9 protein-coding genes are annotated in these 11,817 nt (G+C 60.1%); all 9 read left to right on the top strand.

The features are described 5' to 3' along the window. The first annotated feature begins 60 nt into the window (after positions 1-60). Positions 61-1,341, top strand: coding sequence for a DNA recombination protein RmuC (locus AD930_RS16690; protein WP_061507097.1), 1,281 nt, complete (start codon positions 61-63; stop codon positions 1,339-1,341). Further along, positions 1,338-2,090, top strand: a complete 753-nt coding sequence (locus tag AD930_RS16685) for a response regulator transcription factor (RefSeq protein ID WP_082781964.1) — start codon at positions 1,338-1,340, stop codon at positions 2,088-2,090. The genes AD930_RS16690 and AD930_RS16685 overlap by 4 nt, the downstream gene beginning before the upstream one ends. After that, positions 2,077-3,462 carry a sensor histidine kinase gene (locus tag AD930_RS16680; RefSeq protein WP_061507096.1) on the top strand — a complete coding sequence of 462 codons (1,386 nt, stop codon included), beginning with the start codon at positions 2,077-2,079 and terminating at the stop codon, positions 3,460-3,462. Before AD930_RS16685 ends, AD930_RS16680 begins: the two co-directional genes overlap by 14 nt. A gap of 102 nt (positions 3,463-3,564) precedes the next feature. Then, positions 3,565-6,738, top strand: coding sequence for an efflux RND transporter permease subunit (locus AD930_RS16675; protein WP_043552220.1), 3,174 nt, complete (start codon positions 3,565-3,567; stop codon positions 6,736-6,738). Further along, complete coding sequence (locus AD930_RS16670; RefSeq protein WP_043552222.1) at positions 6,735-8,081, top strand: efflux RND transporter periplasmic adaptor subunit; 1,347 nt, start codon at positions 6,735-6,737, stop codon at positions 8,079-8,081. Before AD930_RS16675 ends, AD930_RS16670 begins: the two co-directional genes overlap by 4 nt. A 62-nt stretch (positions 8,082-8,143) precedes the next feature. Beyond that, positions 8,144-9,694: an efflux transporter outer membrane subunit gene (locus AD930_RS16665; protein ID WP_373320518.1), complete on the top strand. Its 1,551-nt coding sequence runs from the start codon at positions 8,144-8,146 to the stop codon at positions 9,692-9,694. A 106-nt stretch (positions 9,695-9,800) separates the two neighbouring features. Next, positions 9,801-10,232, top strand: coding sequence for a 50S ribosomal protein L11 (gene rplK / locus AD930_RS16660; protein ID WP_043552224.1), 432 nt, complete (start codon positions 9,801-9,803; stop codon positions 10,230-10,232). Between the two features lie 4 nt (positions 10,233-10,236). Beyond that, positions 10,237-10,929: a 50S ribosomal protein L1 gene (rplA, locus tag AD930_RS16655; RefSeq protein WP_043552226.1), complete on the top strand. Its 693-nt coding sequence runs from the start codon at positions 10,237-10,239 to the stop codon at positions 10,927-10,929. Positions 10,930-11,214: 285 nt separating this feature from the next. Then, the gene (rplJ, locus tag AD930_RS16650) at positions 11,215-11,739 is read left to right on the top strand and encodes a 50S ribosomal protein L10 (protein WP_043552228.1); all 525 of its coding nucleotides are present in this window, start codon (positions 11,215-11,217) and stop codon (positions 11,737-11,739) included. Positions 11,740-11,817 lie beyond the last annotated feature (78 nt).

Below are 11,817 nucleotides of genomic sequence, written 5' to 3'. Positions count from 1 at the left end.
TCTGGAACCAGATCAGCACGAACCGGCCTTCCTGCCGAGAGAAAATGAGACGGATCACGGATGGATGATGGAATAATGCTGGTTGTTGTGGCTCTGGGAGCACTGGCGGTTGGGGCTCTACTGGCCTGGCTGCTGGCTGGCGGCCGCAAAGGGCAGGGCGGGGCAGATACGGACCTGCTGGCCCGGCTTTATGTGCTGGTGGAGCAGGAAACAGCCGCCGCCCGGACGGAAGCCGCGCATCAGAGAACGCACCTGTCGGAACTGGAACGCGTGATGACCGGGCGCATTGAGCAGGTGCGCACCGAACTGGCCGAACGTCTGGCGGGTATGGCGGGCAGTATGGGGCGGGAGCAGGCTGAAGTGCGGGCGGCTCAGGCCGAAGCACTGCGGGAGATGGCGGAAACCTCCGCCCGCCAGTTGTCCGCCATCCGCGTAGCGGTGACGGACCAGCTGCATGAGGCCGTGGAACGGCAGATGCAAACCTCCTTCCAGCGTGTGCTGGAGCAGTTCAGCGCCATGCAGAAGGCCATGGGCGAGGTGCGGGCCATGACGGCGCAGATCAGCGACCTCAAGCGGCTGTTCGGCAACGTGAAGACCCGTGGTGGTTGGGGGGAAGCGCAGCTCAAGGCCATTCTGGATGATGTGCTGCCGGAAGGCTCTTACGAATCGAACGTGCGTCTGGGGCCGGGGAATGATGTGGTGGAATTTGCCATCCGTATGCCGGTGCGCTCCAGCACACCGCCGGTGCTGCCAGTGGATAGCAAATTCCCGACAGAAGCCTACGAGCGCCTGTTGAATGCGGTGGATGAGGGCGATGCAGTGGGCGAGAAAGCCGCCCGCAAATCTCTGGAAAGCACGCTGCGGATGGAAGCGCGGAAAATCGCGACCAAATATATCCATCCGCCCCGCACGGTGGAATTTGCCGTGCTGTATCTGCCCACCGACGGCCTTTATGCAGAAGCCGCCCGTATCCCCGGCCTGATTGATGAAGTGGGCCGCACCTGCAGGGTGATGATTATGGGACCAGCCCTCATGCCCGCGCTGCTGCGCACGGTGCATCTGGGCTATGTGACGCTGGCGCTGGAAGACCGGACGGAAACCATTGCCCGCCTGCTGGGGGCCACCCGGCAGGAAATGATCCGCATGGATGGCGTGCTGGAAAAACTGGCGCGGAACGCGCAGGCCATGTCAACCTCCATTGAGGAAGCCCGCAGACGAACCCGTGTGGTCAGCCGCCGTCTGCGCGAACTGGATGCCCCGGAGACGGAAGACGTGGCGCTTAATCCTGAAATGGAATTTACTGGCCCTGAACCGGGGAAAACAGCATCAGGACAGTTATGACGGAAGAGACAGCACTGAACACAGATCCGGATACAGCACAGCCCGGCCAGTCCAGAGGCCCCGAGCACTCCAGAGGTATTGTGCTGCTGATAGAAGATGACAGCGCGATTGCCGAGGAAATTGTGGGCGAACTGATGACCCATGGTTTTGAGGTGCGGCACGAGGAAACCGGCGATGCTGGTCTTACGGCAGCCCTTACGGGTGAGGCGCACGTCATGGTGGTGGATCGCCTGTTGCCGGGGATGGATGGCCTGAGCGTGATTGAGGCGGTGCGCCAGCGCGGCATCCGCACGCCGGTGCTGGTGCTGTCCGCGCTCTCAGCAGTGGATGACCGCGTAACCGGCCTGAAAGCGGGTGGTGATGACTACCTGACCAAGCCCTTCGCCATGGAAGAGCTGATGGCGCGGGTGGAAGCCCTGCTGCGCCGCCCGGATGATACCCGCAGCACCCAGTTGCGGGTGGGGCCGCTCTCCATGGATCTGATCGAGCGCCGCGTCTGGCGGGATGGCCGGGAGATTGAACTGCTGCCGCGTGAATTTCGTCTGCTGGAATATCTCATGCGCAGGCCGGGGCAGGTGCTGACCCGCTCCATGATGCTGGAAGATGTCTGGCAGTATCGCTTTATTCCGCGCACCAATCTGGTGGATGTGCATATCGGCAAGCTGCGCCGCAAGGTGGATGCACCGGGAGAAGAGCCGTTGATCCGTAGCATTCGCGGCACAGGATTTCTGCTGCGTGTTCCTGACTGAGCTATTCCGCACCGCGACTTTCCGCCTCACGCTGGCTGCTGTGGCCGCCATGGGTGGCGTGATGGTGATGCAGTTCGGGCTGGTTTACACCCAGATGGAAGCGGTGGAATCCCGCCGCTCGACCGAACTGCTGCGCGGCGAGGCCCATTTGCTGGCGCAGATGACGCCGGAACATCTGGAATATGTCATCCGCAAACGCGCAACGGATGATCTGCGGCTGGTGATCAGCAGCGCGGGACTGTTTGACGCCAGTCATGCCCTGATTGCGGGGGATCTGCACGCATGGCCCAAAGGGCTGGTGGCGGACGGCAAGCCGCATAATATCGAAATCTACCCGGAAGAAGGTGCTGCCTATCCGCTGCGCCTGCTGGCTGAGACCTTGCCCGACGGCACGATTCTGGTGCTGGGGCGCAGCTTCCATCTGCTGGCGGAACAGAAGCTGATGCTGCGGCATGCCACAGTGGTTGCCGCCATTCCCACCCTGTTATTCGCGCTTTTGCTGGGGGTGGTGCTGAGCCGCCGCGCCCTGTTCCGGGTGAAGGAAATGCACGAGGCCATTGATCTGATCATGGCCGGGGATATCCATGAACGTCTCCCTGCCGGGAAGGAACGGGATGATCTGGAGCGTCTGGCAGGCAGTGTGAACCGCATGCTGGACCGGCTGGAGCACCTGATGGACGGGATGCGGGAGGTCGGCAACGATATTGCGCATGACCTCCGCACACCGCTCTCCCGCGTGCGGGCCAAGCTGGAGCGGGCGTTGACCTCCGGCGGTGAGCGCGAGGCGCTGGAAGAGGCTGTCAGCGGGGCCGTGGCTAATCTGGACCAGTGTCTGGGCATTATCACCGCCCTGCTGCGCATTGCGGAGCTGGAAAGCAGCCGCCGCCGCGCCGGGTTTGGGACAGTGAACCTGAATGAGCTTGGTGCCGACGTGGTTGATCTCTATGAGCCGATTGCGGAGACCGAGGGGGTGACGCTGGTCATGCAGCCCACCGCCGTGCCGGTCTGTCTGGACGGAGACCGGCATCTGCTGATCGAACTGCTGGTCAATCTGGTCGATAACGCCATCAAATTCACGCCGGAGGGCGGGGAGGTGACGGTGAGTGTGAGCCGTCAGGCCGGAGCGGTCTGTCTGACGGTAACGGACACCGGGATTGGCATTGCGCCGGAAGAGCGGGGTGCCGTGCTTTCCCGCTTTTACCGCTCAGACAAAAGCCGGCATGTGCCGGGCAGCGGGCTGGGGCTCAGCCTTGTTTCAGCCATTGCGCATCTGCATGACGCCACGGTGGAAATTGATGCCGGCCCCGATGGGCACGGGACACGATTTCGTGTTATTTTTCTGTTACAACATGGCCTGAGAGTTCCAGATTAAAAGCATTTTTATTGGCGCTCAGGGGGGATATCTGTATCCAAGTTGATATGAGCGATTTATCTGGATGCTGGCGTTTAGACGTGTCGGCAGGGGCTGTCACGTATGAATGAGATTGTCGTAACGGCGCTTAAAAAGCCGTATACCTTTGTGGTACTCTCCATTCTTATTCTGGTGTTTGGTATCAGAGGTGTCTTTACGACACCGACTGACGTCTTCCCCAGTATCAAGATCCCGGTGGTAGCCGTGGTCTGGACCTATACCGGCCTGATGCCTGAAGATATGTCCGGCCGCGTGGTGTATTACTACGAACGTGCGCTGACCGCGACGGTGAACAATATCGAGCATATTGAAAGCCAGTCCTATTACGGCCGCGGGATTGTCAAAATCTTCTTCCAGCCCGGTACGGATACCGCCGTGGCGCAGACGCAGATCACCTCGGTCTCCCAGACCGTGATCAAGCAGATGCCCACCGGCTCCACGCCGCCGCTGGTGCTGGCCTATAACGCCTCCTCTGTGCCGGTCATCACGTTGCAGGTCTCCTCGACCTCCATGACGGCCTCACAGATCTACGATATGTCGTCCAACCTTATCCGGCCTGCGCTGGTGTCCGTGGCAGGGGCGGCAATCCCGAACCCCTATGGCGGCCAGCCCGGCAACGTGATGGTCGATCTGGACCCCGTTAAACTGCTGGCGCACCGGCTCTCGCCCGTGGATGTGTCCAAGGCTCTAAACAGTCAGAACATCGTGCTCCCCGCGGGTGACCAGCGGATTGGCGCATTTGACTGGATGGTGCAGACCAACGCCTCCCCGCGTGACATGGATGACCTCAACATGCTGCCCATCAAGCAGGTGGGGAATGCCGTAGTCCGCCTGCAGGACGTGGCGTGGGTGCATCAGGGTGGCCCGCCGCAGACCAACCTCGTGCTGGTCAAAGGTCAGCAGGGCGTTCTGATTGTGGTCATGAAGAGCGGTGACGCCTCGACACTCGAAGTTGTGGCGGGCGTGAAGAAGCTGCTCCCCGGTATCGTGAAAACCCTGCCCGAAGGTGTGAACATCAAGGTGTTGAATGACGCCTCCACCTTTGTGAAGGAATCCGTGCAGGACGTGCTGCGGGAAATGCTGACCGCCGCCTGCCTGACCGGGCTTGTGGTGTTGCTGTTCCTCGGCTCCTGGCGCTCGACTGTCATTATCGCCACCTCCATTCCGCTGGCCATGCTGTGCTCCATTATCGGGCTGGGCTGGGCCGGGCAGACCATTAACGTCATGACCCTCGGCGGTTTGGCGCTGGCCGTGGGTATTCTGGTGGATGATGCCACCGTGATGATTGAAAACATCGATGCGCATCTCGAGATGGACAAGGATCTCGAGACCGCGATTATCGATGCCGCCAATCAGATCGTGATCCCCACCTTCGTCTCTACGCTGTGTATCTGTATCGTATGGATGCCGCTGTTCCAGCTGACTGGCGTTGCGGGCTGGCTGTTCATGCCGATGGCGGAAGCCATCATCTTTGCGATGATTGCCTCCTTCATCCTTTCCCGAACCCTCGTGCCGACCATGGCGAAATACATGCTGGCCGCTCAGGTGGCCGCGCATGCGCATGGTCCGGTGGCGCCTAAAACCATTTTTGGCCGGTTCCAGAAGGGGTTTGAGCGCAAGTTTGAGGACTTCCGTCACGGATACCAGAACCTGCTGACCCATCTGGTCGCCACGCGCGGCACCTTCATTCCGGTGTTTGTGGTGTGTTCGCTGGGGTCTCTGGGGCTGCTGTTCTTTGTGGGGCAGGACTTCTTCCCGGAAATCAATTCCGACACCATGGCCATCCACATGCGCGCACCGCTGGGCACCAAGCTCTCGGAAGCGGGCAAAATTTCCCAGCTGGTGAATGACGAGATTGAACGCACGCTGCCGGGGCAGGTGGAAAGTATTGTCGATAACTGCGGCCTGCCGTTCAGCCCGCTTAATCAGGCCTATATTCCTACCCCCACGGTCGGCACGCAGGATTGTGACCTCACGGTCTCACTGAAAGACCCGGACTCCCCCGTAGCGGAATATCGCAGGATGATCCGCCACAATCTGGGTGAGAAATTCCCCGGCACGCAGATTTCCTTCCTGCCGGGGGATCTGACCGCCAAGATCCTGAACTTCGGTCTGCCGTCCCCGATTGATGTGCAGATTACGGGCCGTAACCTTGCGGAGAATTTCCGCTTTGCAAACCGTCTGGCGGACCGTCTGCGGCACGTTACGGGGCTGACGGATGTGTCCGTCCAGCAGCCAATGACGACGCCCACCCTGCGGGTCAACACGCAGCGGACCTACGCGCTGGGCACCGGAATTACGGAAGCCGATGTGGCGAACAACGCGCTGGTGTCGCTCTCTGGCAGTTCTCAGGTTGGGCAGGTGTACTGGTTGGATACCAAGACAGGTGTCTCGCATCTGATTGATATTCAGACCCCGGCCACCTTCCTGCAGACCATGAATGATCTGGAAATCACGCCTATTGATAAGGGCGATGGCAACCCGTCCGGCCAGAACCCGCAGATTCTGGGTGGTTTGAGCCAGATCGTGCAGACAGGCACGCCAGGTGAGGTCTCGCACTACAACATTCTGCCGGTGTTCGACATTTACGCCTCTAACGAGGGCATTGATCTCGGCACGGTGTCCCGTGAGGTGGAGCGTATTGTGGATGAGGTCCGTCCGGACCTGCCTCATGGTTCCGCGCTGGAAGTGCGCGGGCAGGCGGTGACCATGAACAGCGCCTACGCGCAGCTGCTAGGTGGCCTGGCCATGTCCGTGCTGCTGGTCTACCTGCTGATTGTGGTCAACTTTCAGTCCTGGCTGGACCCGTTCATCATCATCACAGCCCTTCCGGGCGCACTGGCCGGGATTTCCTGGAGCCTGTTCCTGACGCACACCACGCTCTCGGTGCCTGCGCTGACAGGGGCCATTATGTGCATGGGCACGGCAACCGCCAACGCCATTCTGGTGGTGTCCTTTGCGCGGGAGCGGCTGGAAGAACATGGCGACGCCATTAAGGCCGCCATTGAATCCGGGTTTGAGCGTATTCGCCCCGTGCTGATGACGGCCTCCGCCATGATTATCGGGATGTTGCCTATGTCCCTCAGTAATTCTCAGAACGCGCCACTGGGCAAAGCCGTCATGGGCGGCCTGCTGGTGGCAACAGTTGCAACCTTGCTATTTGTGCCATGTGTTTTCGCCATGCTGCATAATCGAAAAAAGCCGACCACGACGACGGAACAGGGAGAAGGCGCATGAGCGGGTATCATGAAGACGGTGGCCAGCCGGAGCAGACCACACAGCATGATGCGGCGTCTTCCCGCAAAAGGACGATCGGAATCATTATTGTCGCGATCGTCGCCATTATTCTGGCAGTTGTCGGCATTGTGCAGCGGCAGGCGCATTACATGCATCTGGCAAAGGAAACGCAGGATAACGCGATACCGGCCGTGCAGGTGATCTACCCGCAGCCGGGACCGTCTGTCCGCACGCTCTCGCTGCCGGCCAATATTGCCGCATGGTATCAGGCCCCCATTTACGCGCAGGTCTCTGGCTACGTGAAAATGTGGTACAAAGACTTTGGTGCGGTCGTGAAATCTGGCGACGTTCTGGCGGAAATCGACACGCCGGGATTGGATGCGCAGTATGCCGCCGCCAAGGCCAATCTGGACGTGGCTCAGGCCCGCTACAAGCTGGCGCAGATTACGGCGCGGCGCTGGAAGGCGTTGCAGGGCACGCAGGCTGTCTCGCAGCAGGAAGTGGACGTGCAGGCCGCCAATGCCGAGGCCCAGCAGGCGCAGGTGGAAGCCGCACGGCATGACGTGGAACGGTTTGCGGCACTTGAAGGCTTCAAGAAAATTGTCGCACCGTTTGATGGCATCGTGACATCGCGTTTTGCGGACGTGGGGGATTACGTCAACGCCGGGCGCGGGGATGTGGACTCTCACGGGAATGCCACAGAACTGTTCAGCGTGGCGGATGTGCATGCCATGCGCGTGTTCGTTGCTGTGCCGCAGGACTATGCGGATATTATCTCTCCGCGTCTGGAAGCCGATCTGAGCATCCCGCAATATCCGGACCGCACTTTCAAGGCGAAATTCCTGGCGACCGCCACGGCCTTTAATGCCTCGACCCGTACGGTGACCACGGAACTCACGCTGGACAACAAATCTGGCGAACTCTGGCCGAACTCCTACGCCACAGCCAACTTCAAAGCGCCGGGTGACCCGGACATGCTGATCCTGCCGGAAGGCGCGATTATTTTCCGCGCAGAAGGCACGCAGGTCGCGCTGGTGGATGATTCCAACCATGTGCATCTGGTGGGTGTGACAGTCGGGACCAATCTGGGCACAACGGTGCAGATCCTGCGCGGTGTGAAGAAAACGGACCGCGTGGTGAATAGCCCCTCTGCTGGCCTGCTGGATGGCCAGAGCGTGCGGATTGTTAAAGGCACGCCGGGTTATAACGTTGCTTCCAAAAAGCCGGCTCCGCCCAAGCCGGAACAAAAGGCACCAGCCCCGAAGGCCGAGCAGGGTAATGATGATACCCGCGCCATGCCGGACGATAATCAGCCAGCGGCAGAAGAAGGAGGCCGCCCATGACAGGGCGCGCCGTGACGCTGCGACTGAAGCGGAGTTTTCTGGTTGGTCTTTCTCTGGCCACCATGCTCTCGGGGTGTGATCTGGCCCCGCGCTACAAACCGACCAAGCTGACGCTGCCCGCCCAGTGGGAAGGGCAGAACCACGGGGTTCTGCAGCCCGGCCAGCCGGCGGATGATGCGATCCGCCCAGACTGGTGGACCATGCTGGGGGACCCGCAACTCAACCAGCTGGAAGAGCAGGCCATGCGCCTGAACCCGAGCCTTCAGGCGCAGGCGGAAGCCTTCATGCAGGCGCGTGATGTGGCGATGGAAGCTAAGTCGCACCTGTACCCGCAGGTTAATGGTGCCGCGAGCGGTGAGAAATATAAGGGCTCACGGCACAGGCTGTGGCGTGGGGCTGGTTCTCAGGGGCCGGTCTATATGTCGTCCGAGCAATATTCGGGCACAGCGACATGGGAGCCGGATTTCTGGTCTGCCATTCGTAACAAGGTGCGTATGGCCAAGCAGGGCACGCAGGCCGAGGCCGCAGCCTACGCGCTGGCCCGCCTGAGCCTGCAGGCCGAGCTGGCGAGCGATTACGTCACGCTGCGCGGGCTGGACGCGCAGGATGCGGTGTATCGGGATTCCATCCGCTACTATCAGACGGCGGTGCAGGTCACCAAAATGCGTCTGGCGGGGGCCATCGCACCGGGGATGGACGTCTCACGTGCAGAAACCCAGCTTTACACCACGCAGGCGCAGGAAACCGAGGTGCGCGCCCAGCGGGATGTGATGGAGCATGCCATTGCGGTGCTGGTGAATCAGGCGCCTGCCTCATTCCATATCGCGCCGGTCACGCGTCTGGGGTTTGCTGAGGCGCAACCGCCGGTTGCTCTGCCCTCCACGTTGCTGGAACGGCGGCCAGATATTGCCGAGGCCGAGCGACGTATGGCGCAGGCCAACCGGGCGATTGGTGTCTCACGCGCGGCGTTCTATCCGCACATTACCTTCAACGCCATGACGGGCTTCATGGATAACGGGTTTGACCTCGCGTCTCTCTCCAACTCTATGTACCAGTTTGGCGTGCAGGCGTTGCTGCCACTGTTCCAGGGCGGTTTGCGGCGTGCCGAGCTGCAGCGCAACTGGTCGCAATACCGGGAGCAGGAAGACCTGTATCGCAGCACCGTGCTGGATGCGTTTCAGGAGGTGGAAGATAACCTCACGCGCACCAGCCGCCTGAAGACGGAATCACAGCAGCAGAGCAATGCTGTGAGTGCGGCCCTGCATACTCAGACCATGACCATGGCGCTCTATACCGGCGGCCTGACCAACTACCTTGATGTGGTTGTGGCACAGGTGGCGGCGCTGAACGCGCGTATTGCCCTTGTGCAGGTGCAGACCCGTGCTGTTGATGCGCGCGTGGAACTGATTCGCGCGCTGGGTGGTGGCTGGTCTCGGGCAGAGCTGCCGCAGTCTGATAAAATCATGCCGTTCCACCCGCTGCAGTATGGCAATCTGCGCCATGCAGCCCCACTTGGTGGCATCAGCACACAGGCTGATCCTACGGCATCTGACCTGACATCGGGCGGTGCAAATATGCGTCAGCCTCTTGACACAAGCGGCGCGCACCGGTAAGCGCGCCTTTCCTATCGGAACGCGGGAGGCTCTTCCTGTGCCATAACCATGGCTCAGAGGAGTCGTGAGAACCGCGGTCCGGGTTCAATAATGAGGAGTCCCGGATATGGCCAAAAAAGTTGTTGGCTACATCAAGCTTCAGATTCCTGCTGGCAAAGCGAATCCTTCGCCGCCGGTTGGTCCCGCGCTCGGTCAGCGTGGTCTGAACATCATGCAGTTCTGTAAAGAGTTCAACGCCAAGACCCAGGGTCTTGAGCCAGGTATGCCGATCCCGGTCGTCATCACCGCTTATGCAGACCGCACGTTCAGCTTCATCACCAAGACGCCGCCGAACACCTACTTCCTGCTGAAAGCTGCCAAGATCTCCAAAGGTAGCCAGACGGTTGGTAAGTCTGCTGCTGTCGGCAAGGTGACCATGGGTCAGCTGCAGGAAATCGCAGAGCAGAAGTTCAAAGACATGAACGCTAACGATATCGATGGCGCCGTGCGGATGCTGGTAGGTTCTGCCCGTTCCATGGGTCTGACGGTGGAGGGCTGAGAGCATGGCTAAGAACAAGCGTATTGCCGCTGCACGCAGCAAAGTCACTCACGGTCAGTCTTACGGGCTGGACGAAGCTATTTCCCTGGTAAAGGGCAATGCAACGGCTAAGTTTGACGAAACGGTTGAAATCTCCCTCAACCTGGGCATTGACCCGCGTCATGCTGACCAGATGGTTCGCGGTTTCGTTTCCCTGCCGAACGGCACGGGTAAAACGCTGCGCGTTGGCGTGTTTGCTCGTGGCGCGAAAGCTGAAGAAGCAACCGCTGCTGGTGCCGACGTTGTTGGCGCTGAAGATCTGATGGAAAAAGTGCAGGCTGGCGAAATCGAATTCGATCGCTGCATTGCAACCCCGGACATGATGGCTCTGGTCGGTCGTCTGGGTAAGATCCTCGGTCCGCGTGGTCTGATGCCGAACCCGAAGCTGGGCACCGTGACCATGGACGTTAAGGGTGCTATTACGGCAGCCAAGTCCGGTCAGGTCGAATACCGCGCTGAAAAAGCCGGTATCGTGCATGCTGGCATCGGCAAGGCTTCTTTCGATGAAGCAAAGCTGATTGAAAATGCTCGCGCATTCATCGATGCCGTGCAGAAAGCTCGCCCGACGGGTGCAAAGGGCACGTATCTGAAGAAGATCGCTCTTGCGTCCACCATGGGTCCGGGCGTTCAGGTCGATATCTCAGCTTTCGCAGGCTGAGTTTGAGATGCTGCTGTGCTGGGCTTCGGTCTGGTGCGGCACATTAAGGGAAGCGCCTTCGGGTTGCTTCCCGATCCTGTCCGAGATCACACGTGGCCTTGTGCCGTAAAAGACCTTATAGGTTTGCGCGTGTAAGACGGGGATGCTGGTTGCAGGCTGTTTTTCGGCAGGCTCCGGGTATTCCGTTTGAAGGACAGGCGAGCGGATTTCACGCTGTTTTGTGAAATCCTGAGGGCAACCCGCTTTATTCGGCCAAGGCTGGATGAAGCAAGACGGAGACGGGATTTGAACCGTACGGAAAAGCAGGCCGCTGTTGCCGCCCTTGCCGCCGTGTTCGCTGAAACGTCCATGGTTGTGGTGACCCAGAATGCTGGGTTGACCGTAGCTGATGTGACGGATCTGCGACGCAAAGTGCGTGCAGCGGGTGCAACTTACAAGGTCGCAAAAAACCGGCTGGCAACTCTCGCCCTGGATGGGACCCAGTTCGACGGCATTAAGCCGATGCTTAAAGGACCGACTGCTCTTGCATGGGCAGCTGATCCGGTAGCAGTGGCAAAGGTGATCGTCGAGTTCGCCAAAACCAATGACAAGCTTGTGCTGGTCGGGGGTTCTCTTGGTTCGCAGGTGCTTGACGCCAACGGACTGAAGGCTCTGGCCGAACTGCCGTCTCTGGATGCACTGCGCGCGCAGCTCGTGGGTCTTATCTCCACGCCCGCTACGCGTATCGCAGGTGTTACCCAGGCACCGGCAGGGCAGCTTGCCCGGGTTTTTGGGGCCTATGCCAAAACGGGTGAGGCGGAAGCCGCCTAAAGCACGCCTTCATCTGAAGACGTGTTCAAGAAATCGCATGGCCTTCCACCGGGGAGGTTGTGCTTTGCAAACCAGTGT

Origin of the sequence: Acetobacter malorum (genome assembly GCF_001580615.1) — a bacterium.
GTDB classification, from domain to species: domain Bacteria; phylum Pseudomonadota; class Alphaproteobacteria; order Acetobacterales; family Acetobacteraceae; genus Acetobacter; species Acetobacter malorum.
This window is presented reverse-complemented; position numbering and strand designations above follow the sequence as displayed.